Genomic DNA, 24280 nt, shown 5'->3' with positions numbered 1-24280 from the left:
GCGACATTCCCTTCGACAAGCTGGTGCTGAGCCAGTCGAACGTCCGGCGCGTCAAAGCCGGGCTGTCGATCGAGGAACTCGCCGAGTCGATCGCCCGGCGCGGGCTCATCCAGTCTCTGCACGTCCGTGCCGTGGTCGATGCCGAGGGCCGCGAGACCGGCCTCTTCGAGGTGCCGGCCGGCGGTCGCCGCTACCGTGCGCTCGAGTTGCTGGTGAAGCAGAAGCGCCTTGCCCGGACCGCGCCGGTGCCCTGCGTCGTCTCCGAGGCCAAGGGCGACATCCTGATCGACGAATTGTCGCTCGCCGAGAACATCGAGCGGGCGCCGCTCCATCCGCTCGATCAGTTCCGCGCCTTCCAGGCGATGCGCGACAAGGGGATGACCGAGGAGGCGATCGCCGCCGCCTTCTTCGTCGGCGTCGCCGTGGTGAAGCAGCGCCTGCGCCTCGTCACGGTGTCGCCGAAGCTGCTCGATCTCTACGCCGAGGACGCGATGACGCTCGAGCAGCTGATGGCCTTCACCGTCTCCTCCGATCACGCCCGCCAGGAGCAGGTGTGGGAGGCGGTTCGCCAGGGTTGGCAGAAGGAGCCGTGGAACATCCGGCGGGCGCTGACCGAGACCTCGATCGCGGTCACCGACAAGCGCGCTCTCTTCGTCGGCGTCGAGGCCTACGAGGCGGCGGGCGGTACCGTGCTGCGTGACCTCTTCCAGACCGACGGCGGCGGCTGGCTCGAGGACGTCGCCCTGCTCGATCGGCTGGTGGCCGAGAAGCTGAAGGCCGCGGCCGATGACATCGCCGGCGAGGGCTGGAAGTGGATCGAAGTCGCCGTCGGGTTCCCCTATGGCCACACCCAGGGCCTGCGTCGGCTCACCGGCGCGGCCGTCGACCTGACCGAAGACGAGCGTGCGACGATCGCCGCGCTGGAAGCCGAACGCGATCGTCTCGAGGCGGACCACGCCACGGCCGACGAGTACCCGGAAGAAGTCGATGAGCGGCTCGGTGAGATCGAGACGGCGCTCGCCGCCTTGGAGGATCGCCCGGTGCGCTTCGATCCGGTCGAGGTCGGCCGCGCCGGCGCCTTCGTCGGGCTCGATCCGCAGGGGCGTTTGACGGTCGAACGGGGCTATGTCCGCTCCGAGGACGAGCCGATGATCGACGCGGAGACCGGTGAGATCCTCGAAATGGAGGACACCTCTGAACCCAGTCGCCAGGAGCCGATCCCGCGGCCGAGCACCGCCACCTTCGCCGGAGAACCGGTCGCTGCGAACGAGACGGACGAGGATGACGACGGGCTGAAGCCGCTCCCCGATCGGCTCCTCGCCGAGTTGACCGCCCATCGCACGCTGGCGCTCCGCGACGCGGTCGCCGGCCATCCGCAGGTCGCGATGACGCTGCTGCTGCACAAGCTGGTGTCGGACACGTTCTCGTCGCGGGCTCCGACCGGTTGCCTCGAGGCGAGCGTCCGCCAGGTCTGGTTCCCCGCGCAGAACGAGGAGCTGAAGGACTGCCCGTCGGCCAAGGCGGTCGCCGAGCGACAGGAGCAGTGGGGCGATCATCTGCCCGCCGACGACGAGGCGCTGTGGCACTGGCTCGATGCGCTCGACGAGGCGAGCCGGATGGCGCTCCTCGCCCACTGCGTTTCCTACGGCGTCAACGCCCTGCATGAGAAGCCGAACCCTTACGGCGGCTCCGGTGTGACCGAGCATGGCCTGAGGACGCGTCTCGCCCAGGCCGATCGGCTCGCCCGCGCCGTCGGGCTCGACATGGTGGAGGCGGGTTGGCGGCCGACGGTCGCCAACTACCTCGGCCGCGTCCCCAAGGCGCGGATCCTCGAGGCGGTGCGCGAGGGCGCCGGCGAACGGGCGGTGCAGCTCTTCGACCACCTGAAGAAGGGCGATATGGCGAAGGAGGCCGAACGCCTGCTCGCCGAGACCGGTTGGGTGCCGGAGCCGCTGCGGCGGGTGGATCTCGACGACACGGTCGCCGAGCCGATGATCGAACCGAACGACGGTGACGACGGCGATCTGCCGGCCTTCCTCGGCTCGGCCGACGACGATGGCGCGACGGCCGACGACGAGGAGCTCTCCGCCGCGGCGGAGTGATCGCAGGATACGGGGAGGGGCCTCAGCCTCTCCCCACTTCCATCGCCGATCCCGCGCCCGGCGGTCGATGCCGGGTGAATTCGTTTCAGGAAAGGTCTCCCCCATGAGCATCCCCGAACACGCGCGAGCGAACTTCGAGACGCTCGTTCGCGCGGCGAAGAGTGACGATCTCGCCCTGATGGAATGCGCCGACGCCGAGACCGGCGCCCCGCGCCGGGTCATCTGCGCGGTCGGACGCGCCGGAGAGGACTTCCTCTTCACCCCCTTCGGCCATCTCGCCGAGGGGAACCCGTTCGATGCCTATGTTCCGCCGAACTGAATACGACGAGGACTTTCCGGTTCCTCGTCGTGGTGTTCGCTTCGCGATCCGGCGCCCTGTGCTCGCAGGGCGCCGTTTTTCGTTGGGAGTGTCCGAAGAGGAAGAGGGCTGCCGGGGCGAGGTGAACCCGAGCGGAAGGAGAGAGCGCCGGTCGGGAGAACTCGTCCTCGCTCTCCTTGGAGTTCCCGATGAACGTCATTCCGTCTCCCTCACATACCGCGACCGCGTCAGCTGTCGCGCCCACTGCGGCGATCCTCGCCGCCGCACGCACGCTGCTGCCCCAACTCGAACGAGGCCAGCCGATCGACACCAGGCATTTGCGTGAGGCCATGGAAGCGGCCTTTGGTGTTTCCGACGCCGCCGGCGCCTGGGATTGGAAGGACGCCTATGAAGCCGGGGAGGTCGCGACCGTCCTCTTTCTGCGGAAGTTCGGCGCTGCCCTCTTCCGCAAGGCATCGAAGCCGGCTGTCCGGCTCGCCGCGCTCGAGAAGATCGCTGCACTCCTGCCGACCCACAGTCGCCGTTCGGAGGAGAGCCGGGCGTTGCAGCAGTTCTCGACGCCGGTCCCGCTCGGACTCGCCGCCGTCCTCGCCGCCGCGATCGGACCGGGTGATCTGGTGCTGGAGCCGTCTGCCGGCACCGGGCTCATGGCCGTCCTCGCAGAGATCGCCGGTGGCCGGCTCCTCCTCAACGAGCTCGCCGAGATCCGCGCCGAACTGCTGACGGCGCTCTTCCCGTCGGCCCCGATCACGCGCTTCAACGCCGCGCAGATCGACGATCATCTCGACCCGGATGTCCTTCCCTCCGTCGTGGTGATGAACCCACCGTTCTCGGCGCTGGCGCATGTCTCGGGCCGCGTCGCCGATGCCGCCGTCCGCCACGTCGCCTCGGCGCTCGCTCACCTCGCTCCTGGTGGCCGGCTGGTCGCGATCACCGGCGCCGCCGTCGGTCCGGAGATGCCCGAGTGGCGGGATACCTTCGTGCGTCTCCAGGAACGCGGTCGCGTCGTCTTCACTGCGGCGATCGCCGGCTCGGTCTTCGCTCGGCACGGGACGACGGTTCCGACCCGGCTGACCGTGATCGACAAAATCCCGGCCGACGATCCGACGGTATTGCCCGCAGCGGTCGGCATGGCGCCCGACGTCGCGACGTTGATGACCTGGATCGAGACGCAGGTGCCACCGCGCCGACCCGCCGCTCTGCCGTCGACCCGCGCTCCTCTGCTGCCGATCCCCGCGCCTCGGGCGCGACGATCGCTCCGCGAATCCGTTCGGCCGCACCCGTCCGCGGCGACGTCTTCCGAACCGCAGGGTATCGAATTCGCCTACGAGACCGTCGACTGGACGCCGCCCGAGGGGACCCGGCTGACCGAGGCGCTCTACGAGGACTATACCCTCCAGTCGATCCGCATCCCCGGCGCCGCACCCCATCCGACCCGGCTGGTGCAGTCGGCCGCCATGGCCTCGGTCGCGCCGCCGAAGCCGAGCTACCGGCCGAGACTTCCCGCCGACATCCGAGACCGTCTCTCCGAGGCGCAGCTCGAGACGGTGATCTATGCCGGAGAGGCGCATGCCGGGCATCTCGCCGGTTTCTGGACGGTCGACGAGACCTGGGACGTCGTGAGGGCCGCGCCCCTCGATGCCGAAGACGCCGTTCGCTTTCGCCGTGGCTTCATGCTCGGCGACGGTACCGGCGCCGGTAAGGGCCGCCAGTCGGCCGGGATCATCCTCGACAACTGGCTGCGGGGGCGGAGGAAGGCGCTGTGGATCTCGAAGTCCGACAAACTGATCGAGGACGCGCAACGCGATTGGGCGGCACTCGGCCAAGAACCTCTGCTCGTCACGCCGCTGTCGCGGTTTGCGCAAGGGCGGCCGATCACCCTCACCGAGGGCATCCTCTTCACCACCTACGCGACGCTGCGCTCCGAGGAGCGCGGCGACCGAGCCTCGCGCGTCCGCCAGATCGTCGACTGGCTGGGGTCTTCCTTCGACGGGGTGATCGTCTTCGACGAGAGCCACGCCATGCAGAACGCCGGCGGGGGCAAGAGCGAGCGCGGCGACGTCGCCCCCACACAGCAGGGTCGCGCCGGGTTGCGTCTTCAACATGCCCTTCCCGACGCCCGCGTCGTCTACGTCTCGGCGACCGGCGCCACCACGGTCCACAATCTCGCCTATGCCCAACGGCTCGGCCTCTGGGGTGGAGAGGATTTCCCCTTCGCGACACGGGCGGAGTTCGTCGAGGCGATCGAAGCCGGCGGCGTCGCTGCGATGGAGGTGCTCGCCCGCGATCTGCGCGCGCTCGGTCTCTACACCTCGCGTTCGCTCTCCTATGAGGGCGTCGAATACGAGCTGCTCGAACATCGGCTGACCGAAGAGCAGCGCCGCATCTACGACGCCTATGCCGGCGCCTTCGCCATCATCCACCGCAACCTCGATGCGGCGATGAAGGCCGCCAACATCACCGGCTCGGAGGGCACCCTGAACGCCCGCGCGAAGTCGGCCGCGCGCTCCGCCTTCGAGAGCGCCAAGCAGCGCTTCTTCGGCCATCTCCTCACCTCGATGAAGACGCCGACGCTGATCGCCTCGATCGAGCGTGATCTCGAGGCGGGCCACGCCGCCGTCGTCCAGATCGTCTCGACCGGCGAGGCGCTGATGGAACGCCGCCTCGCCGAGATCCCGGCCGAGGAGTGGAACGACGTCCGCGTCGACATCACGCCACGGGAATATGTCCTCGACTATCTCGCCCATTCCTTCCCGGTTCAGCTCTACGAGCCCTTCACCGATGGCGAGGGCAACCTCGCATCCCGCCCGGTCCATCGTGACGGGCAGCCGGTCGAGAGCCGCGAGGCGGTCGCGCGTCGTGACGAGCTGATCGAGCATCTGGCGAGCCTGCCGCCGGTGCCCGGAGCCCTCGACCAGATCGTCCAGCGCTTCGGCACCGAGAAGGTCGCCGAGGTGACGGGTCGCTCCCGCCGCATCGTCCGCAAGGGTGACCGCTTCGTCGTCGAGACCCGCGCCCCCTCGGCCAATCTCGCCGAGACCGCCGCCTTCATGGACGACGGCAAGCGCATCCTCGTCTTCTCCGACGCCGGTGGCACCGGGCGCAGCTATCACGCCGATCTCGCGGCTAGAAACAAGCGACCGCGCATCCACTATCTGCTCGAGCCCGGCTGGAAGGCGGATGCCGCAATTCAGGGGCTCGGTCGCACCAACAGGACCAATCAGGCTCAGCCACCGCTGTTCCGCCCAATCGCCACCGACGTGAAGGCGGAGAAGCGGTTCCTCTCGACCATCGCTCGCCGCCTCGACACGCTCGGCGCCATCACCCGCGGCGAACGCCAGACCGGCGGGCAGGGCCTGTTCCGCCCCGAGGACAATCTCGAAAGCGCCTATGCCCGCGACGCGTTGCGCCAGCTCTATCAGCTGATCGTGAGGGGCAAGATCGAAGGCTGCTCGCTCCACGACTTCGAGACCGCGACCGGCTTGAGGCTCACCGACGAGACGGGCCTCCGCGACGAGTTGCCGCCGATCACCACCTTCCTGAACCGTCTCTTGGCGCTGACCCTCGATCTTCAGGCAATCCTCTTCACCGCCTTCGAGCAGTTGCTCGACGCGCGGGTCCAGGGCGCGATCGCCGGCGGCGTCTACGATCTCGGGCTTGAGACGCTGACGGCGGAGAGTTTCGTCATCACGGATCGGGCGACCATCTACACCCATCCGACGACCGGCGCCGAGACACGGTTGCTCACGCTTACAGAACGCCGCCGCAATCGGCCGATGTCGCTCGACGACGCCCTCGACCTGCTTCGACGCGACGGTGCGCGGCTGCTGGTCAACGAGCGCTCCGGCCGCGCCGCGGTCGAGGTTCCGGCGCCGTCTCTGATGCTCGACGACGGCGAGATCGAGCGGCGTGTCCGTCTGATCCGGCCGATGGAGAGCCCGTCGGTCTCGAAGGCCTCGATGACGGAGAGCCGATGGGAGCCGGCCGATCGCGAGACCTTCGCACTCGCGTGGCGGAAGGAGGTGCTGGCGACGCCGCCCTTCACCGAGACGACGCTCCACATCGTCGCCGGGCTCCTACTGCCTGTCTGGAAGCGGCTACCGAACGAGTCGACCCGGGTCTATCGCCTCCAGACCGACGACAGCGAGCGCATCATCGGCCGGCGGGTCTCGGCCGCCTGGGCCGCGACCGTGACCGCGACGGATGCCCCGACGCTTTCCCCGGCAGCGGCCCATGCCGCCGTGATCGAGGGGCGGACCCTCGTCGATCTCGAAGAGGATCTCCAGCTCCGCCGGGTGCGGGTCATGGGGACGAACCGCATCGAGCTCGTCGGCTTCACCGATGCGATGCGCGACCGGCTGCGCGCCTACGGCCTCTTTACCGAGATCATATCCTGGAAGCTGCGGTTCTTCGTTCCCACCAACACGGGTGGCGTCGACATCCTCGGCCGGCTCCTGGAGGCCTATCCGATCCGGCGCCTCACCGAGCGCGAGGCCTCGTGATGTCCCAGAGCGAGGCTGCGGAGCTGGCGCATCGTCTCGCACATCGCGCGGAGGCGGCGTGCCGTTTCTATCTCTTCAACGGTCGCCGGCAGGGACGCTGGTGGCAGGTCGGCGACGTTCGCAACACGCCCGGCCGCTCGATGTTCGTTCGGCTCTTCGGCGACACCCGGGGCCCGGCCGGCAAGTGGTGTGATGCCGCCACCGGCGAACACGGCGACCTCCTCGACGTCATCCGCGAGGCGCTCGGGCTCATCCGCTTTGCAGACGTGCTGGAGGAGGCCCGGCGGTTCCTCGGCGATGCTCAGGGCGAGGTGTCGTTCGCAAGCCGAGGGGCCACCGCGTCACGTTCATCTCTGCGGTCGGTGGAAGCCGCCCGCCGGCTCTTTCGCCTGTCGCAGCCGATCGGCGGTACGCTCGCCGAGACCTATCTGCGCACACGCGGTCTCGCCGACCTCTCCGGTACCGAATGCCTGCGCTTCCATCCCCGTTGCTGGTGGCGGTCGGACCTCGGTCCGAGCGAAGCCCACCCGGCGCTGATCGCCGCCGCCACCGATCTCGATGGCCGGATCACCGGCGTCCACCGCACCTGGCTTTCTGCCGAAGGAACGACCAAGGCGCAGCTCGATCCGCCGAGGAAGGCGATGGGCAATCTCCTCGGTCATGCGGTTCGGTTCGGCAGGGTGGACGACGTGTTGGCGGCCGGCGAGGGCATCGAGACGGTGCTCTCGCTTCGACAGGTTCTGCCCTTCCTTCCGGCGATCGCCGCGCTCTCGGCGGCCCACCTCGCGGCCGTCCGTCTTCCGGCAACGGTGCGACGCCTCTATGTGCTCCGTGACCGTGATCCGGCTGGGAAGCAAGCGTGCACGCGATTACTCGACCGGGCGATGGCCGTTGGGATCGAGGGGGTGCTCCTGTTGCCGAGGCTTGGGGACTTCAACGAAGACCTAGGCTGTTTCGGCGCCGACAGCTTGCGGAATTGGATCCGACCGCAGCTCGTCGCGGGGGACGCCGAGCGGTTCATGGCCCGGATCGCGTGAGTGGTGAGGCAGGGGAGGGGTGCCGTCGTCGCACCCCCGGCTGCCCGGAGGTCGGGTGGGACCGCGTCCCGGCCTTGCGAGAGGGCGATCGGCTCGACGGTCGGGACGGTCCGGCAACGGCTGCGGCCGACGATCTTCCGCCGCCCCTCCGGGGCTTTGCATCGCGAAACAAGATCGCCGGCCTACGCCGTCCTCCGCTCCGCTTCGGCCCGGTGATTTCACCGGGTGCAGGTCCGTCCGCGCCCGTGAGCTTCGTCGCCATCAGGCCGCGAGGGCGCGGTCCAACCGACGGAGCATCCCATGAGCGGGCACGACGACTTCGAACCTCATCACGCCGCCTCTTCGACCGATCGTCTCCTCACCGAACTTCAGCTCTACGGCTGGCGCCCCTTCCAGGACGAGCCCGATCCTCGGCCACTTCCTGAGGCCCCCCGCGTCGCCGGCGCCATCGCCGACATCTTCGACGCCCTGATCTCGACGCTCGCCGATACCCGCCTCGAACCCGATCTCGACGATCTCCTCTGGTCGACCGTCAACCTCTTCCACCGCGCCTGCCGACGGATCGAAGGCGAGCTAGACGAGAACGAGGCGGCGCAACGTCGCTCACAGGCCGAACAGGATGGCAGCGAGGTGCGCTCTGTCGAACTGGAACGGCTGATCGCCGAAGGGCTGACCCTGATCGAACGCCGCGAAGCCTTCGAATTGATGCGCGATCAGGCCGCCGAACACCACGAACGCCACACCGGCTCGTTCTGGCGTCCGCACGTCGGATCGATGGTCTCCCATCGCAACCTCACGTCAGCGGTCGTCGACAGCCGCGATTTCCTCGCCGCGAAGCGCCGCGCCGAGACCGAGGTGATGGTGCCGGCGGGTCCGAAGATTGCCTTCACCGGCGGTGACACCGCCGATCACACGACCATTTTCGCCAAGCTCGATCAGATCCGTGCGAAGCACCCCGACATGGTGCTACTGCACGGCGGATCGCCGAAGGGCGCCGAGAAGATCGCCGCCCGCTGGGCCGACATCCGCAAAGTTCCGCAGGTCGCCTTCAAGCCCGACTGGACCAAGCACGGCAAGGCCGCCCCGTTCAAGCGCAACGACCAGATGCTCGGCGTGCTACCGATCGGCGTCGTGGTCTTCCCCGGCACCGGCATCCAGGACAACCTCGCCGACAAGGCACGCAAGCTCGGTATCCCGGTCTACCGGTTCGGCAAGGGCGGCGCGTGAGCGCCGCTTTTCCATCCAGGCGATGGGCTTGTCTCGCCCCGTTCCTACCGTTCGCCCGGAATCGCGATGAGCGGTCGGGCTGCACCACGCGAAGATGCAGCCGTACCTCCAGTCACTCCTGCTGATCCAGGCCGAACGCCGGATGATGGTTCAGCTCTCCGCACGGCTCGGTGTCGTCGAAGGGCAGGGCCAGAACCACCTCAGGCGGACAGCCGGCGACTTCCAGGCCGGGGTAGGTCCGGAAGCCGAACCGGCCATAGTAGCCTGGGTCGCCGACCAACGCCGCGCCGCGGTTGGTCGCCCGCAATCGATGCAGGGCTTCGGCCATCAGAGCCGAGCCGATCCCCTGGCGATGCCGCACCGGCGTGACGGCAAGTGGGCCGATCAACCCCCAGCCGTCCTGCGTCCCGATCCGGGCCATCGAGGCGGCCAGATGGCCCACCACCTTGCCGTCTTCCTCGGCCACCAGCGAGAGGGTGAGGGCACCTGCCGCCCGCAGTCGCTCGACGATGGCCGCCTCGGTTCCGGTGGACTGCGCGAGCAGACGCATGGCTTCAGTGACGATCCGGCCGATCGCTGCGATGTCGGCAATGGTTTCGCTGCGGATCAGCATGTCATGCTCCCCGATTGTCGAGTTGTGCACGAACGGAGATCCGGCCGCGTTTCGAGATCCGATACGGGCTGCCCGATTTGGATTCGATCAGGCGCCTGCGGCGCAATCGGGCGAAGTTGGTCAGATCAAAGTCGACGAGGATCATTCCCTCACGCGTGACGCAGGTCACGGAGGTGATCTTGGGGCCATCGCCTCGCTCGTGTCGGATGAAGCCACCGAGGGCCAGAACGTGCAGCGCACGTTGTTCGTTTTGCGAGATGTTCATGGATGTCTCGTATGACAGACGTGAAAAAACACCCCGAGCGCGCTTGCGCTCGGCGGTTTGGAATTCACGAGGCTCTCCGAGATTCAGAGAGCCGTATCACACAAGCTCTGACATCCAATCTCCAACGATCGAGCAGCGAGTATCGTCACCACTCGGATTACCAATCTAGGGAACGCCCGCCTCTGGAACAACCCCGTAGATTGACGGCCGTAGAGGCTAGTGAGGCGCTCAATTGCCATCTCCGTGATCGGCGTCGGTGCCGGTTTCCGGCGCGACGAGTCCGTTCGCCAGCCGCACGCGAATCTGCCCCGGCGGTCTTGTGCCGGCAACTTCCCGCGCAGTCGCTTTCGGGGTCTGCGTGATGGCGGAGCTCCCACCACTCTGCGGCTGGAGAAGGCGAACGAAACCGGCGTTGTTGGGTCGGCTTTCCGCTGGAGCGATTTCTGGAGGGTAGCGCAGCCCGGCGTGAAGCACCTCGAGGCGAGCTCGAGTTGCCTCCCCTGCAGCACGGTGAAACGAGCCATGTCTTGGGCCTTTCGTCTGCCGCGGTCGTCTCCTTCTACGCTTTGTGCCAGCCAGCCCCGCACGGCCTCTTCGTCTGGCTGATCTGGCCGAAGGACGGCTTCGCCTCGACCGCCTCTGCCGCAACGGTGCGTCGGGACTTTCTTCCCCTGCGAACGCGTTCGCATTCCTCGCGGTGACCAAGAAAGTCCCTCCTGCGCCGTCCTCCGCTGACGCTGCGGCCCTCGCGGGTGCGGCGGCGGTCGCCTCCGGTCTGTCGATCGCCATCGAGGCCGCAACGGGCGGGCTCGCAAACGGAAAGCGGAGACAAGACAATGGCGACCATCGGCACCTTCAAGAAGACCGGCTCGAACGAATTCACCGGCGAGATCGTCACCCTCAGCGTCCAGGCCAAGGGCGTGCGCATCGTCCCCGACCTGCGCTCCACCGGCGAGAACGCCCCGAGCCACCGGGTCCTGGTCGGCCGTGCCGAGATCGGCGCCGCCTGGTCCAAGCGCTCCGGCGAGGGCCGCGACTACCTCGGGCTCAAGCTCGACGATCCGAGCTTCAACGCTCCGATCTACGCCAACCTCTTCGACGACGAGGACGGCGACACCTTCTCGCTGATCTGGTCCCGTCCCAACGGGCGCCGCGGCGACTGAGCCGCCGATCGAGGTCCCGGCCTTCGGGCCGGGGCCTCTCACCCATAAATGGGCTCACGACCCTTGTGGTGTGATCGAACAGGCGATCGAACCGGCACCTGCTGCTCGGGGCAGCACCAGTTTTCCCGTCGATGCCTCGGGCAAGGCCGTCACACCCGGCGAGTCCAATCGGGTCCACTGCGCCCCGAATGCCGCAGTTCTCGAGAACCGACATGGTGTCGGTTGACGGGCGGTTCTGCGGTTGCGACCCTCGGTCATCAGAGGCAGCCATGAGGGCCCATGTCGGACGACATCGATCGAACCGCGAAGTTGGTGAGTGCGACGTTGCGGCTTCGTACGGCGTTTTCCAATGCACTGTTGGCGCTTGCGGAGATCGAAGGAGCCAATTCCCTTGAGGACGCCCGAACCAAGGCGCGAGCCGCTCGCCTCGCGGCTCGGGCGACACTCCGCGCAGGACGGCCTGATGCCGAGGGTGAATGAGCGGGTGGTCGCCGGCTTCGAGCGACGGGCCGATTCACCCGATCTTCGCCTGAAGAAGGTACCCGCGACGGCATTTTGATCGCGCGATCCCGGTGAACGAGGTCGCAGCCGCGGCCGATGCGTCGAACATTTCGATCTTTGTTCGAGACGCCCCGCCGATCCGCCCCCAGGTTCGGACGAGTGAGATGCCGCCGAAAAGGTTCGGCTCGATCGACAGGCGATAGAAGCGCGCCATGTTGCGGCTCGGATCGATGCGATGAAGGAGGAGGGGCTCGGGCGTCATGAGGCGAGTCTCCGCCGCTCGCGTCGGCGCGTCCAACGAGAGTTCGGAATCGATCGCGCTCGATCGATTCACGTCGTCGATGGTTCGGTCGATCGGGTGACGGCTGCTCCGTCATCTCCGGTCCGTTGTTCGAACCGGTTCTCGGCGACGCATCGCTTCATGTCGTCGCGCCGGAACCAGATGGCGCGACCACAGCGCAGCGGCGGGTTGCCGGCAGTGAAGACGATCTGCTCGTCGGTGCGCATCCGTAGCACCTCGTGCGGCAGGATCAGCGGCCGGCGGACGAGCTGCTTCGAGCGTGTGCGTGACGATCCCGACATCTGCGAACTGCGGCTCACCTGATCGACCTCGACGGTGGTGTCGCCGCAGCGCTTGGAGATATAGTCGGCGGTCTCCGGGTCGTTGATCGCGGCGAACGAGATCCACGAGGCCGACTCGAACCATTTCGAGGTGGCGTCGCGTCCGCCGTAGGCCTCGCGCATCTGACCGATCGACTGGAACAGCATCACCAGGGTGATGCCGTATTTGCGACCGGCGTCACGTGCCGTCTCTAGGATGCGCAGGTAGCCGAGGCGAGCGACCTCGTCGAGGAGGAACAGAGTGCGACCGGCGACGACGCCGTCGCGATTGTAGATGGCGTTCATCAGCGCGCCGATGACGACGCGGGCGAGGCCGGGATGGGTCTCGAGCGTCTTCAGGTCGATGTCGATGAAGATGTCGGTGGCGCCTTCCGCCAGCTCATCGGTCGAGAAGCTCGATCCGGAGACGAGGGCGGCGTAGTTCGGATAGGAGAGCCAGTGGGTCTCCTTCGCCGCCGAGGCGTAGACGCCGGAGAAGGTCTCCGGCGTCATGGCGATGAAGGGAGCGACGTTCTCGCGCACGAAGGCGGAGGTCGAGCGGTCCCAGATCGCCTGCAATCGCTCGCGCAGCTTCGGCTCGGGCTCCGCGAGGTTCTCGCGCACGCGGCGCAGCGTCTGATCTTCCGGGGCCGTGTGACCGGAGAGGCAGACGTCGCCGATCAGCGCGGTGAGGAGTTGCAGAGCGGCGGCGCGGAAGAAGTCGTCACGGGCCGAGCCGAGGCGCGGGTTGTCGGTGACGATCCAGCCGGCGACGGCGGCGATGTCCTCTTCTCGGGTGCCGCCGAAGCGGCCAATCCAGTCGAGGGCGTTGAAGCCGATCGCCGGCGTCTTGGGATCGAGGACGAAGACGCTGCGGCCGGCGCGACGGCGATGATCGGAGACCTGCGGCGCCACCTCGTTGGAAGGATCGAGCACGACGAGGCCCCCGCCCCATTTGAGGGCGGTCGGCACGGTGACGGAGGTCGTCTTGAAGCCACCCGAGCCGGCGAAGACGATGCCGTGCGAGGAACCGAAACCGCCGTCGAACGAGAGGAGGGAGGCCTTGCCGCCGGCACCCCAGGTTCCGGGATCGCGAGCGCGAAACGCCTCGCCCGATGCGCCGTCCCGGTCGACCCGGTAGCACTCGCCGACGACGATATCGCCGGTCATTGGAAAGAGACGCGCCGCTTCCGCGAGGCTCATCCAATCCGCCTCGCCGTGGACGGCGCGGCTGCCACGAATGCGTCGCGGCGCGGCGGACGCGAAGGCGGCATTGCCGCGCAACGCCACGCGTAAGCCGAAGACCCCGCAGAGAACGACGATCGCGATCCCGATACGGGTCGCGGGGTCGATCAGGGAGAGCGGTGAACGTCCGGCGGGCAGGAGATCGGCAACATTCTGAAGGCGCGTCACCTCGTTCACGACGGTGAGGGCGGTGATCGCGGCGGCCCCGACGACGACGCCCCAGCCGGCGGCTCGGATCGCGCGAGCGCCGTTCGCCGCGAAGAGGACGATGACGGCGACGGTGCCGGCGAGGGCGTAGGGAAGGACGAGGCCGACGTGCCCGAGCATCATCCGCGATGCCTCGGTTCTGCCGAACGCCGCGACCCAGGTCGGCGCCGCCGACGTCGCCACGTAGACGGCGACCATCGGCCCGAGCGCCACAAGGAACAGGACGATCCTATTCGGGGTCATCGCCGAAGGCCTCCGTGCCCAATGCCGTCAAACGGTCGCGCTCGACGGCATCGTGTTTCAGGCGGGCAGCGGCATCGATCAGGATGCCGAGCAGGAGCGCCCGCTTCTCCCACCGCAGGCCGGCTTTGACGATCAGGCCACCGAGCTGGATCTTCTCCCGTGTGTCCTTCTTCCGTGCCTCGAACTGGCTCGATCTGTTCATCCGCTCAGCCCTCGTCATCGCGGCTCTGAGGCTCGCCAACCGCGACCGGCGCTGGCGGCGTGGTGGTCCGCTCGCGCTTCTCTCCTCCCGTCCGAAACCTCGTCGCCAGGGTCTCGAAGGCGGCGACGAGCTCGGCGTCGTCGATCACGATCTCGCCGAGACCGGCCTTCAGCGCCAATCGGCCGATCCGTTCGGCCTCGCGCGTCTCCGCCGCCTTCAACTGCTCCTGCAGTCGGGCGATCTCGTCGCGGATCTTCGACGACGGCTTCTTCATGGGCTCAGGTCCTTCTCGTTCGATCGCTCGTGACCGAACGAGATTCCGCTGAGTGTGCGCGGAGCGCACCCCGGCAAAAACGCCGGGTCGGCAGACCCGACGGTTTTCGAGATCATCCCGCCGTTCGACGAGAACGGCTCCAAGGGCGCAGTAATACGTCGCGAGGCGCGACGTGCTGCTCGATCGCCCGAGGCTCCGGCCGTTCCCGACGAACCCGACGTGCGTTTCATCTCCGGGATCTCGACCGCCGTGGCCATCACCCACTTCACTCCCCAGCTCATCGGCCGCGGCGGCGGTCGCAGCGTCGTGCTGGCGGCGGCCTATCGCCATTGCGCCCGGATGGAGCACGAGGCCGAGGCGCGCACCGTCGACTACACCGGCAAGCGCGGGATGATCCACGAGGCGTTCCTCTTGCCGCCGAATGCACCGGCCTGGGCGAAGGCGCTCGTCGCCGATCGTTCGGTCGCCGGCTCATCGGAAGCCTTCTGGAACCGGGTCGAAGTCTTCGAGACGCGAGCCGATGCGCAGTTCGCCAAGGAGTTCATCGTCGCCCTGCCGGTGGAGCTCTCGAGAGAGCAGAACATCGCCCTGGTCGATGCCTTCGTCGAGACCCAGGTGCTGGCGCGCGGGCAGGTCGCCGACTGGGTCTATCACAACGATCCGGGCAATCCGCACGTCCACCTGATGACCTCCTTGCGACCGCTGACCGAGGACGGTTTCGGGGGCAAGAAGGTGGTGGCGATCGGTGAGGACGGGCGACCGCTGCGCAATGCGGCGGGCAAGATCGTCTACCGACTGTGGTCCGGCGACAGATCCGAGTTCCTCGAGCAGCGCCAGGCCTGGCTCGATCTCCAGAACCGGCATCTGGCGCTCGCCGGTCTCGACGTGCGCGTCGACGGTCGCTCCTACGCGGAGCGCGGCCTCGACCTCGCCCCGACCTCCCACGTCGGCGTGGCGGCGAAGGCGATCGAGCGCAAGGAGGGCGGAGAGGGCAGGGGACCATCACTCGACCGACTGCGGGCCTTCGAGGACCGTCGTGCCGAGAATGTCCGACGCATCGAGCGCCGCCCCGAGATCGTCCTCGATCTGATCTCGCGGGAGAAGAGCGTCTTCGACCAGCGCGACGTCGCCAAGATCCTCCATCGCTGGATCGACGACGCGGCGACTTTCCAGACCCTTCTCGCTCGCATCCTGCAGAGCCCCGAGGTTCTGCGGCTCGAGGCCGAGACGATCGACTTCGCGAGCGGGGCACGGACGCCGTCTCGCTACACGACGCGCGAGTTGATCCGCCTCGAGGCGGAGATGGCGTGCCGGGCGACACACCTCGCGAACACCGTGGGCTTCGAGGTGAAGGCGACGGAGCGGGCGGCGATCTTCGAACGGCACACTCGGCTCTCGGCGGAACAGAGGACGGCGATCGAACACGTCACCTCGTCCGAGCGCATCGCCGCGGTCGTCGGTCGCGCCGGCGCCGGCAAGACCACGATGATGACGGCGGGGCGCGAGGTCTGGGAGGCGGCCGGCTACCGCGTCGTCGGTGCGGCGCTCGCCGGCAAGGCGGCGGAAGGGCTGGAGACGGAAGCCGGCATCACCTCGCACACGCTGTCGTCGTGGGAACTGCGTTGGGCGAAGGGAAGGGACCTTCTGGATGACAAGACGGTCCTCGTCCTCGACGAGGCCGGCATGGTGTCGTCGCGCCAGATGGCGATCTTCGTCGAAGCGGCGGCGACGGCCGGCGCGAAACTCGTGCTCGTCGGCGATCCCGATCAGTTGCAGCCGATCGAGGCCGGCGCCGCCTTTCGTGCGCTGACCGAACGGATCGGCTACGCCGAGCTCGAGACCATCCATCGCCAACGCGAGCCGTGGATGCGAGCGGCGTCGCTCGATCTGGCGCGGGGTCGCGTCGCCGAAGCGCTCGCCGCCTATCGTGCCGAGCGCAGAGTCGTCGGAGCCTCATTCAAGGCCGAGGCGCTCGCGACGTTGATCGCCGATTGGAACCGCGACTACGATCCGGCGAAGTCGACGCTGATCCTCGCCCATCTGCGCCGTGACGTCCGCGCCCTCAACGACATGGCGCGCGCCAAGCTGGTCGAACGCGGCCTCGTCGGCCGGGGTCACATCTTCCGCACGGCGGACGGCGAGCGGCGCTTCGACGTCGGCGATCAGATCGTGTTCCTGAGGAACGAGGGATCGCTCGGCGTCAAGAACGGCATGATCGGCAAGATCGTCGCGTCGGAGCCTCGGCGCTTCACCGCCGAGATCGGCGAGGGCGCCAACCGTCGTCGGATCGAGATCGACCAGCGCTTCTACACCGACGTCGACCACGGCTACGCGACGACGATCCACAAGGCGCAAGGGGCCACTGTCGACCGGGTCAAGGTGCTGGCGACGCTGTCGCTCGACCGGCATCTCGCCTACGTGGCGATGACCCGCCATCGCGAGGATGCGACCCTCTACTACGGCCGGCGATCCTTCGAGAAGGTGGGCGGTCTCGGCGCGATCCTGTCGCAACGGCGGGCAAAGGAGACGACGCTCGATTACGCCCTTGGTGGTCTCTACGGCCCCGCGCTGCGGTTCGCCGAGGCGCGTGGTCTGCACCTCGTGCGTGTCGCACGAACGCTGGTGCGGGACCGTGTCGCGTGGACGATCCGGCAGAAGCAGCGGCTCGCCGACCTCGGCCGACGCCTCACCGCGCTCGGCCGCGAGCTCGGTCTCGCCACCCGCCCACACTCCCCCGAAGACACCGTGAAGAAGGAGCTGCGCCCGATGGTCGCCGGCATCACCACGTTCACCGAGACGCTCGGCTCTGCGATCGAGACCCGGATTCTCGCCGACCCCGGCGTCGGTAAGCAGTGGGGCGAGGTCACCAACCGCTTCCGCCTCGTCTTCGCCGATCCGGAGGCGGCGTTTCGTGTGCTCGATCTCGCCAGGATGTCGAGGGATCCGACGGCCGCGACTACGACGCTGGAGCGACTGGCGACCCGCCCGGAGACCTTCGGACCCCTGCGTGGCAAGACCGGACTGTTGGCGAGCAAGGTCGACCGGGACGACCGTCGCCGTGCCGAAGTCAATGCGCCCGCCCTGAGGCGCGACCTCGAACGCTGGCTACGCCTGCGCGCAGAAGCCGAGACGAAGTTCGAGGCCGAGGAGCGAGCGATCCGGCAACGTGCCGCGCTCGACATCCCGGCATTGTCGGCGGAAGCCGCCCGAGTGCTCGAGCGGGTGCGCGACGCCATCGATCGCAACGATCTGCCTTCGGCTCTCGAGTTCGCGCTCGCCGACCGCATGGCCAAGGCCGAGATCGACGGCTTCGCCAAGGCGGTCTCCGGGCGGTTCGGCGAGCGATCCTTCCTTGCCGACAGGGCGAAGGAGCCGACCGGTTCGGTCTTCGAGACGCTGGCGTCGGGCCTCTCCCCTGCTCAGCGCGAGCAACTGGCATCGGCCTGGCCGACGATGCGGACCGCACAACAGCTCGCCGCGCATGAGCGGACGGCGGTGGCCATGAAGCAGGCGGAGACGCTGCGCCGGGCGCAGAAGCCGCGGCAGGTCCTGCAATGACCAGAAGCCGAAGGCCACATCTCGCCCTGATCGCCGGCGGTCTCTTCGCTGCCCTCTTGGCGATCGGCGGCGGATGGGGCGGCCTCCGCCTCAATTCGACGCCGAGCCATCCGCTCGGTCTGTGGCGGATCGTACCGCTCGATCGACCGGTGGCCGTCGGTGATCTCGTCTTCGTCTGCCCACCGCGGAACGCCGTCTTCGAACTGGCGGCGGCGCGGGGCTATCTCCGCCCGGGTCTCTGCTCCGGATGGATCGGCCCCCTGATCAAGATCGTCGATGCTCGTGAGGGGCAGATGATCGGTATCGGCAGCTCGGTCACGATCGACGGGCGGCCGCTGGCGCATTCCGACGTTCGCTCGGTCGACGGCGAGGGCAGGGCGCTCGCACCCTGGTCCGGCGGGATCGTGCCGGCCGGTCACCTCTATCTCCACTCCGACTTCGTGGGGTCCTATGACTCGAGATATTTCGGGCCGGTTCCGGCCGAGGGTGTTCTCGGCCGCGCCGTGCCGGTGCTCACCTTCGCTCCTTGAGGCCGCACGATCCGTTCTGCTCGTCGTCGCGGCAGCGGTCGTCGGCGTGGTCGGCTGGAGCGGCGATCCGCGTACCCTACCGGTGGCGTTGGTGTTCTCTGCGTTGTGGGGGCTCTCACCGTCGAGGGCGACGGCGTCGGCGGTCGCAGCGGCCTATTTCCTCGCGGCGTCGCGGGGACTGCCGCAGGGTGTCGCCACGTTCTACGGGGCGAGTGTCCTGTCGGGCGGCGCTCTGTGGATCGGCGCCGCGCTCGCCTTCGTGGGCGTCCATACCGGGCTCTGGTCGGGCCGGCCGGGATGGGGGAGGGTGCTACGCTCTGCCGTCGCCGCGATCCTGATGGCGGTGCCTCCCTTCGGCATCGTCGGGTGGGCCCATCCGATCACCGCCGCCGGCATTCTGTTCCCGTCGTGGGGATGGTGGGGCCTCGGCGCGACGGTGGCGCTCATGCTCACGGTGACGACACGAGCATGGCCCGCCGTCCTGATGGGGCTCGCGGGCTTGATGGTTTGGTCGTCCATGACCTGGACCGAGCCGCCGGGGCTTCAGGGATGGGTCGGCCTCGATCTGCATCTCGGTCGCGAACTCGGGCGAGATCTCGACATGGACCAGCACGAAGCCCTGATCGCGGAGGTGCGCGTGGCCGCCGTCGACGGCGCACGGATCGTCGTCCTCCCCGAGAACGCATTCGGTCTCTGGACCTCGACCGTCGGAGCTTTCTGGCGCAGCCGGCTCCGGGATCTCGACGTCGAGGTGGTCGCGGGCGCGACCGTCGTCTACCGCGACGGCTACGACAACGCCGTGGTGGTGATCGATCAGGACGGAGCCCGGATTGCCCTCCGGCAGCGAATGCCGGTGCCCGTGTCGATGTGGCAGCCGTGGCTGAGCTGGCTCGGCGAATCCGGCGGAGCGCGGGCCGATCTCTTCGGCGCGTCCGTCGCCGGGATAGGCGGCCGGCGTGTCGCACCGCTCGTCTGCTACGAGCAGCTTCTGGTCTGGCCGATCCTGCAGTCGATGGCGCAGAAGCCGGATCTGATCGTCGCGATCGGCAACGGCTGGTGGACCGCCGGCACCGACATCGCCGCGATCCAGAAGGCGAGCAGCACCGCCTGGGCCCGTCTCTTCGGGTTACCGCTCGTCGTTTCCTTCAACCGCTGAGACAGGAGAGGCGCATGGTCGATGCCGCACTCGTTCACGCCTGCGCCGATTCGGCGCTGAAGCCGGCGATCGTCGAAGCGTTCCTCGGCAAGGTCGGAACGAACGACCCACTCGCTCTGTCGATCAGATCGGGCGACCGCGTCATCCTCGTGCCGCCGCCGAAGACGCCGGATGAAGCCCTGGCGCTCGTTCGTCGCTTCGTCGGCGAGGCGGAGGTGCGCGTCGGTATCACTCGGTTCCCGGCCGGCGTCGGAGTGAAGGACCCGTCCGAGATCGGGGCGGATCTCCTCGACGCTTGCGCCAACCTGCGGATGGGCACCGCGCTCTTCGGCAAGGTCTGGCGCATCGTGGTGAAGTGGTACGGCGCAGCTGTACCGGAAGCCTTCGACGACGCCATCCTCGCCTGGCGGACCGGCACCTTCGAGGGGAAGGCCGTTTTCTTGGAGCCGGATCCAGGACAGTCGGAGGTGGCAGCACCGGTACCAAAGCCGTCGACCGGCGGCGAGGATGAGGGGCTGCCGATCAGGGAGGTGACACCTCGGGCCGCCCGCTCGGCCGGGACGCAGCCTTCGGGGGCGCGTCAGTTCGACGAGGATCCACGACGTGCGGAGATGCGGATCGATCTGACGGGCGTCGGGCGGAATCGGAAGCCTTGAACCCTCTCGATGCGAGGGCGGCTCGGTGGCGAACCATGCCGATTTTCTCAAGATGGTGCATCACGTGTCCCCCACTGCCGAGGGAGGTTCCAACAGCCGCGATGAAATTCTGCCGAGACTGTTGGAACCCGCCTCGTTTCGTCGGTGTCCGGAGTCGATTTCGGTGTCTGCCGGACAGAATAATCGCCGTTTGCAGCGGATCTTCTCCGAATCTTGTTTCCACCCCGGTGCGATCAGGCAGACATTGTGCGGAGAGCGGGCCTGCTGTAGAATACGACAAATACAGCAATGAGGAGTGGCGTGATGCCCGAAACGTCCGGCACCTACACCACGAGCGACCTGTCGCGGAAATCCGGCGACATCATTGCCGAGGCGTTGCGCCATCCCGTCACCATCACCCAGCGCAACAAGCCTCGCCTCGTGCTGCTCGCGATCGAGGACTTCGAGCGGTTGAAGCGCGGAGCAGACACGCGAACGGTCGGCACGATCGAGACGATGCCGTCTGCGCTTCTCGATGAGTTCGAGACGGCCGTCGAGGTCTATGCGAGCGCCGACGAGACAGTTCGCCCGTGAGTTACGACGATATTCAAACCGCCTGCGTTGTTCGTTACCCCTATCTATGGGCGCGCGAAGCGACGAAAGGGGAGACGGAAGGACGGAAGTCCCGCCCCGTCGCCGTCGGGGTTCGGCTCGCCCGTGCCGCTGGTGATCTGATCTTGTTCTTTCCGATCACCACCAAAGAACCTGAGCCCGAGCGGTTCGCGGTGGAGATCCCGACCATCGAAAAGCAGCGCGCCGGCCTCGATCGCGACTTGCGCCTCTGGATCATCCTCGACGAGTACAATTCCGACATCGTCGGAAGGTCATTCTACCTCGAATCGGATCCGCCGATCGGAAAGTTCAGCAAGGCGTTCTTTCTGCCTCTGATGCGAGAGTTCATCGCAAGACGGAGAAAGGCGGTCGCTGTAGAAAGAGCTTGATAAAGAGATGCGGAGAGGTTCGTGAGGGTCATTTTGATGGAAAATACTCCCCGCCTAAACATGTTGTTGCTGTGATTCGCATAAGTATTATTACGGAACTTTTTGAAATTGTCCGTCATCGTGGTTGACCTCTGGAGAGAACCCCCGGCCTGCAGAGCTCCTCACAGATCGCCTCCCATGCACCGCGGTCCTCCGGATCGTTGCCGACTCCCAATGCCGCGGCGAGGAAGTCGAGGGGTTCCCAGTCACGCGAGCGTCGGGCGGCCGTGATCGCGGCCTCCGCCGCCGAAGCGCCTCGCCGCCACTTGTCGAGCTCCTCGTCGTCCATCATCGGTGGGCCCATTCGCTCGATCTTCTGGGGGAAGCGAATCTCATTCTCGCGACAAAGTAGCATCTCCGGATTCGAATAGGAACGATCATTCCTGGAATGATCGTTCCTATATGATTTCTTGGAGCCATGAATCTCAATGAGATCGTGGCTGCAAATCTGCGTCGTATTCGCCACGAACGGCAACTGACGCAAGAAGAGTTGGCACATCGTGCCGGTCTCAGCTCGCGATATGTCGGATCGATCGAGCGCTCGGACGTGTCCGTGAGCATCACAATTCTGGGTCGACTGGCTGGTGCGCTCGAAATCGACCCGAAGGATCTCCTGAGCCCATTGTCTTGAGTGCTCTCGACTTCTTCTCGCGCGAGCGGTTGCTCGCTCGCCTGCCGTCTGGCGAATTCGCCCTCTCCCCTCTATGATGTCGAGCAAGGCAGTACGCGCTGCCCCGGGGCGTGGAAACCCCTGCAAACCGGTTGGTGCCGGCCGTTGCGGCACCGAGATCCTCTGGCTTATGGCCGGGGGCCTGTGACGCATGTCCAGGTGCCTCGGTGCTAAAGGTCATAGGGCCGCGGCTACACGGTTTCCAACCCCCGGCTAGGGGTCGAAGGATGACGTCTGCGGGGGCGCACCGCAGACCAAACCGTGGTCGAGCCTCATGGTTTCATGCTACGAGAACGCCGAAGAGGGACGATCCAACGATCCCCGGGTGGATGGCGTGACGGACCAATCGAAGGACGATCTCGAGCGTCGGACGATCGAGGCGGTGCGTCGGCACCGCGGGCTTCTTCGCAACGCCGAGCATCATCACCGTCTTTGGCGGAGAGCTGCCGAGACGACCCTCGACATGGACGAGGTCGGGGACCTGCGTGAGGCCTATCGTAAGGCCCTGTTCGAAGCCCAAGCCCAACAGATGGCGCTCTCCATGCTCATCGACCAGCTGGGGTGCATTCCGAGCCTGCCGGAAGACGACGAGCCGACGGACGGCGAGGTGGGCCGACCCGGCTGCTGATCGGTGCTTCTCAGATCAGGCCGTTCTCGAGGGCGATCCGGATCGCGTGCTTGATGTCGCGGGCGCCGAGCTTGTCTCGCGCCTGTTCGAGATAGCCGCGGACGGTACGCTCGCCGATACCGATCAGTGCGGCCGTGTCTTTCATGGTCTTGCCGAAGGAGGCCCAGGTCAGACAGAGGGTCTCGCGAGGGCTCAGGTCGAAGGTGAATGCCATGAGATCGGCTCCACCGAACTGATCGAGTTTGAGGTGGAGATAGGCGACGGCAGTGTGAGCCCGTCCGACGTCGGCCAAGCGGACCTTCTCGGGGCGGAGCCGGTCGGAGGCGAAGGCGAGGATCGACGTCCCGCCGAAGCCGACCCTGATCGGAATGGAAAGCCCGAACCGCAGTCCGAACGCTGCCGCCTCGTGGAAGAACGACCAGTCTCGCGATCCCCGACGCAGGGAGGGATCGTCCCAAGCCCAGCGCGTGATCTTCATCGAGCGCCGCGCCGTTGTGACGACGGGGTCGCGCGTCGAATAGCCGTTGGAGAGATAGTGGGATTGCCAGGCCTCGGGATAGTCGGAGAAGGCGGTCGCGCTCCTCCCGCGGAGTTCCAGGAAGGCGAAGTAGTCGAAACCGACCCGATCGGTGAACGTCCGGAGGGCAGCTCGAAGCGATCTCTCATTGTGGGCGGCTTCGAGCTTGTCGAGGAGGTCGTCGAGATGAACCTCCATTGCTTCGTCCTCCGAGCTTCAACCAGAAATACTCTATGGTCTCCACTCCGTCATGTGAATGCGGCGAGACGGCGACACCGTGTCTCGATCCCGAATAGGGCGGACGCTTCCTGAATGACGATGCAAATCATTTAGGCAACTTGTTTGGATGGGTGGTGAATGCTCTTCGTTGCTTCGAGCGACCCGTTTCATCGTGAGCAAGCTCGGCGATCCGTGGTGTACGGTTCCGTCGCGTACTGTCACGTTCCGTTACACTGTCGTCACGCCTCGCCTCGCTCCGTCACGGAGGCGTGACGTTCGCGTCACGCTCACCCCCGATAGGCCCCGGGAAACACCACGTCCTGGTCTACCAGCACGTTGAACTTGTACCCCGGTCGGATCTCGATGGTCGGCTGGACGTCGAGGTTCTTGGTGATGGTGCGCTCGGCGACGCGGCCGAAGGTCTCGGCGAAATTGCGCCGGGCGGCATCCGATGCGGTCTCCTGATTGGAGAGGGTCGAGTTCTGCGGGATCGCCATGTCCATGCCGGCGCCGATGACGGCGAGGAGGATGGCCGAGCCGAAGGTGCGGAAGTAGTGATTGTCGACCTGATCGGAGAAGCCGCCGTAACCTTCGGCGTCGGTGCCGGCCATGCCGCCGATCTGGAGCGTCGAGCCGTTGGGGAAGACGATGTCGGTCCACACCACGAGTACGCGGTTCTGTCCGAAGGAGACCTTGGAATCGTAGCGGCCGAGGAGTTTCGCGCCCTGCGGGATGAGGAGCCGTGAGCCGGTCGCGCTGTCGAAGACGTTCTGGCCGACCTGCGCGATGATGCGGCCGGGAAGATCGGAGTTGATGCCGGAGACGAG

General features: G+C 67.1%; 23 protein-coding genes. 14 read left to right on the top strand and 9 right to left on the bottom strand.

Translation table 11 applies throughout. The annotated features are described in order from the left end of the window. From V7Q42_RS18745 to V7Q42_RS18725, 5 genes are all read left to right on the top strand, one after another. A partial coding sequence (locus tag V7Q42_RS18745; protein ID WP_333825695.1) for a ParB/RepB/Spo0J family partition protein occupies positions 1-2102 on the top strand: 2102 nt, incomplete at its 5' end. A 103-nt stretch (positions 2103-2205) separates the two neighbouring features. Continuing rightward, entirely contained in the window at positions 2206-2421 is a 216-nt protein-coding gene (locus V7Q42_RS18740) for a DUF6117 family protein (protein WP_333825694.1), read from the top strand. A gap of 188 nt (positions 2422-2609) precedes the next feature. After that, entirely contained in the window at positions 2610-6923 is a 4314-nt protein-coding gene (locus V7Q42_RS18735; RefSeq protein ID WP_333825693.1) for a strawberry notch-like NTP hydrolase domain-containing protein, read from the top strand. Next, positions 6923-7960 (top strand): DUF7146 domain-containing protein, encoded by a 1038-nt coding sequence (locus V7Q42_RS18730; protein ID WP_333825692.1) that lies wholly within the window; start codon positions 6923-6925, stop codon positions 7958-7960. Before V7Q42_RS18735 ends, V7Q42_RS18730 begins: the two co-directional genes overlap by 1 nt. A 300-nt stretch (positions 7961-8260) precedes the next feature. After that, the gene (locus tag V7Q42_RS18725; protein WP_333825691.1) at positions 8261-9187 is read left to right on the top strand and encodes a DUF2493 domain-containing protein; all 927 of its coding nucleotides are present in this window, start codon (positions 8261-8263) and stop codon (positions 9185-9187) included. Between the two features lie 112 nt (positions 9188-9299). Here V7Q42_RS18725 and V7Q42_RS18720 read toward each other — a convergent pair whose 3' ends face one another. Further along, entirely contained in the window at positions 9300-9800 is a 501-nt protein-coding gene (locus V7Q42_RS18720; protein ID WP_333825690.1) for a GNAT family N-acetyltransferase, read from the bottom strand. Position 9801: 1 nt separating this feature from the next. Then, positions 9802-10065: a YjhX family toxin gene (locus V7Q42_RS18715; protein WP_333825689.1), complete on the bottom strand. Its 264-nt coding sequence runs from the start codon at positions 10063-10065 to the stop codon at positions 9802-9804. Between the two features lie 836 nt (positions 10066-10901). On the opposite strand from V7Q42_RS18715, the gene V7Q42_RS18710 reads away from it, so the two are divergent. Then, positions 10902-11228: a DUF736 domain-containing protein gene (locus tag V7Q42_RS18710; RefSeq protein WP_333825688.1), complete on the top strand. Its 327-nt coding sequence runs from the start codon at positions 10902-10904 to the stop codon at positions 11226-11228. 514 nt (positions 11229-11742) lie between these two features. On the opposite strand, the gene V7Q42_RS18705 is transcribed toward V7Q42_RS18710, so the two are convergent. The 4 genes from V7Q42_RS18705 to traC form a co-directional block, all read right to left on the bottom strand. After that, a complete protein-coding gene (locus V7Q42_RS18705; protein ID WP_442958234.1) occupies positions 11743-11943 on the bottom strand; it encodes a WGR domain-containing protein in 201 nt (66 codons plus the stop codon). A 116-nt stretch (positions 11944-12059) separates the two neighbouring features. Then, positions 12060-14024 (bottom strand): Ti-type conjugative transfer system protein TraG, encoded by a 1965-nt coding sequence (traG, locus tag V7Q42_RS18700; protein WP_333825686.1) that lies wholly within the window; start codon positions 14022-14024, stop codon positions 12060-12062. Then, positions 14011-14226, bottom strand: coding sequence for a type IV conjugative transfer system coupling protein TraD (gene traD, locus V7Q42_RS18695; RefSeq protein WP_333825685.1), 216 nt, complete (start codon positions 14224-14226; stop codon positions 14011-14013). Before traD ends, traG begins: the two co-directional genes overlap by 14 nt. Positions 14227-14230: 4 nt before the next feature. Further along, the gene (gene traC, locus V7Q42_RS18690) at positions 14231-14500 is read right to left on the bottom strand and encodes a conjugal transfer protein TraC (RefSeq protein WP_333825684.1); all 270 of its coding nucleotides are present in this window, start codon (positions 14498-14500) and stop codon (positions 14231-14233) included. 249 nt (positions 14501-14749) lie between these two features. On the opposite strand from traC, the gene traA reads away from it, so the two are divergent. The 6 genes from traA to V7Q42_RS18660 all read left to right on the top strand — a co-directional run bounded on the left by traA (position 14750) and on the right by V7Q42_RS18660 (position 21380). Then, complete coding sequence (gene traA / locus V7Q42_RS18685) at positions 14750-18058, top strand: Ti-type conjugative transfer relaxase TraA (RefSeq protein WP_333825696.1); 3309 nt, start codon at positions 14750-14752, stop codon at positions 18056-18058. Continuing rightward, on the top strand, positions 18055-18588 hold the full coding sequence (gene traF, locus V7Q42_RS18680) for a conjugative transfer signal peptidase TraF (protein WP_333825683.1): 534 nt from the start codon (positions 18055-18057) through the stop codon (positions 18586-18588). Before traA ends, traF begins: the two co-directional genes overlap by 4 nt. Positions 18589-18604: 16 nt before the next feature. Continuing rightward, entirely contained in the window at positions 18605-19744 is a 1140-nt protein-coding gene (locus V7Q42_RS18675) for a conjugal transfer protein TraB (RefSeq protein ID WP_442958235.1), read from the top strand. A gap of 14 nt (positions 19745-19758) precedes the next feature. Further along, a complete protein-coding gene (locus tag V7Q42_RS18670) occupies positions 19759-20400 on the top strand; it encodes a conjugal transfer protein TraH (protein WP_333825681.1) in 642 nt (213 codons plus the stop codon). A 303-nt stretch (positions 20401-20703) separates the two neighbouring features. Continuing rightward, positions 20704-20973 carry a type II toxin-antitoxin system prevent-host-death family antitoxin gene (locus V7Q42_RS18665; RefSeq protein WP_333825680.1) on the top strand — a complete coding sequence of 90 codons (270 nt, stop codon included), beginning with the start codon at positions 20704-20706 and terminating at the stop codon, positions 20971-20973. Further along, on the top strand, positions 20970-21380 hold the full coding sequence (locus tag V7Q42_RS18660) for a hypothetical protein (RefSeq protein ID WP_333825679.1): 411 nt from the start codon (positions 20970-20972) through the stop codon (positions 21378-21380). The genes V7Q42_RS18665 and V7Q42_RS18660 overlap by 4 nt, the downstream gene beginning before the upstream one ends. A 115-nt stretch (positions 21381-21495) precedes the next feature. On the opposite strand, the gene V7Q42_RS18655 is transcribed toward V7Q42_RS18660, so the two are convergent. Then, on the bottom strand, positions 21496-21918 hold the full coding sequence (locus V7Q42_RS18655) for a hypothetical protein (RefSeq protein ID WP_333825697.1): 423 nt from the start codon (positions 21916-21918) through the stop codon (positions 21496-21498). On the opposite strand from V7Q42_RS18655, the gene V7Q42_RS18650 reads away from it, so the two are divergent. Together V7Q42_RS18650 and V7Q42_RS18645 are read left to right on the top strand one after the other, a co-directional pair. After that, positions 21838-22050, top strand: coding sequence for a helix-turn-helix domain-containing protein (locus V7Q42_RS18650; protein ID WP_333825678.1), 213 nt, complete (start codon positions 21838-21840; stop codon positions 22048-22050). The genes V7Q42_RS18655 and V7Q42_RS18650 overlap by 81 nt on opposite strands. 313 nt (positions 22051-22363) lie before the next feature. Further along, positions 22364-22717, top strand: a complete 354-nt coding sequence (locus V7Q42_RS18645; RefSeq protein WP_333825677.1) for a transcriptional repressor TraM — start codon at positions 22364-22366, stop codon at positions 22715-22717. Between the two features lie 10 nt (positions 22718-22727). On the opposite strand, the gene V7Q42_RS18640 is transcribed toward V7Q42_RS18645, so the two are convergent. Together V7Q42_RS18640 and V7Q42_RS18635 are read right to left on the bottom strand one after the other, a co-directional pair. Continuing rightward, complete coding sequence (locus tag V7Q42_RS18640; RefSeq protein WP_333825676.1) at positions 22728-23432, bottom strand: autoinducer binding domain-containing protein; 705 nt, start codon at positions 23430-23432, stop codon at positions 22728-22730. Positions 23433-23740: 308 nt separating this feature from the next. Next, the coding region (locus V7Q42_RS18635) for a TrbI/VirB10 family protein (RefSeq protein WP_333825675.1) at positions 23741-24280 on the bottom strand (540 nt) is incomplete at its 5' end.

Origin of the sequence: Pinisolibacter sp., assembly GCF_036782435.1 — a bacterium.
Classification (GTDB): domain Bacteria; phylum Pseudomonadota; class Alphaproteobacteria; order Rhizobiales; family Ancalomicrobiaceae; genus CALBKH01.
This window is presented reverse-complemented; position numbering and strand designations above follow the sequence as displayed.

Bases quoted from the DNA above. Each gene is read 5' to 3' on its own strand.
- V7Q42_RS18725 (WP_333825691.1), top strand. From the start codon at position 8,261: ATGAGCGGGCACGACGACTTCGAACCTCATCACGCCGCCTCTTCGACC.
- V7Q42_RS18735 (WP_333825693.1), top strand. From the start codon at position 2,610: ATGAACGTCATTCCGTCTCCCTCACATACCGCGACCGCGTCAGCTGTC.
- V7Q42_RS18640 (WP_333825676.1), bottom strand. From the start codon at position 23,432: ATGGAGGTTCATCTCGACGACCTCCTCGACAAGCTCGAAGCCGCCCAC.
- V7Q42_RS18710 (WP_333825688.1), top strand. From the start codon at position 10,902: ATGGCGACCATCGGCACCTTCAAGAAGACCGGCTCGAACGAATTCACC.
- traC (WP_333825684.1), bottom strand. From the start codon at position 14,500: ATGAAGAAGCCGTCGTCGAAGATCCGCGACGAGATCGCCCGACTGCAG.
- V7Q42_RS18705 (WP_442958234.1), bottom strand. From the start codon at position 11,943: ATGGCGCGCTTCTATCGCCTGTCGATCGAGCCGAACCTTTTCGGCGGC.
- V7Q42_RS18670 (WP_333825681.1), top strand. From the start codon at position 19,759: ATGGTCGATGCCGCACTCGTTCACGCCTGCGCCGATTCGGCGCTGAAG.
- V7Q42_RS18720 (WP_333825690.1), bottom strand. From the start codon at position 9,800: ATGCTGATCCGCAGCGAAACCATTGCCGACATCGCAGCGATCGGCCGG.
- V7Q42_RS18730 (WP_333825692.1), top strand. From the start codon at position 6,923: ATGTCCCAGAGCGAGGCTGCGGAGCTGGCGCATCGTCTCGCACATCGC.
- traG (WP_333825686.1), bottom strand. From the start codon at position 14,024: ATGACCCCGAATAGGATCGTCCTGTTCCTTGTGGCGCTCGGGCCGATG.
- V7Q42_RS18645 (WP_333825677.1), top strand. From the start codon at position 22,364: ATGGTTTCATGCTACGAGAACGCCGAAGAGGGACGATCCAACGATCCC.
- V7Q42_RS18655 (WP_333825697.1), bottom strand. From the start codon at position 21,918: ATGTGCCAACTCTTCTTGCGTCAGTTGCCGTTCGTGGCGAATACGACG.
- V7Q42_RS18650 (WP_333825678.1), top strand. From the start codon at position 21,838: ATGAATCTCAATGAGATCGTGGCTGCAAATCTGCGTCGTATTCGCCAC.
- V7Q42_RS18715 (WP_333825689.1), bottom strand. From the start codon at position 10,065: ATGAACATCTCGCAAAACGAACAACGTGCGCTGCACGTTCTGGCCCTC.
- traD (WP_333825685.1), bottom strand. From the start codon at position 14,226: ATGAACAGATCGAGCCAGTTCGAGGCACGGAAGAAGGACACACGGGAG.
- V7Q42_RS18665 (WP_333825680.1), top strand. From the start codon at position 20,704: ATGCCCGAAACGTCCGGCACCTACACCACGAGCGACCTGTCGCGGAAA.
- traF (WP_333825683.1), top strand. From the start codon at position 18,055: ATGACCAGAAGCCGAAGGCCACATCTCGCCCTGATCGCCGGCGGTCTC.
- V7Q42_RS18740 (WP_333825694.1), top strand. From the start codon at position 2,206: ATGAGCATCCCCGAACACGCGCGAGCGAACTTCGAGACGCTCGTTCGC.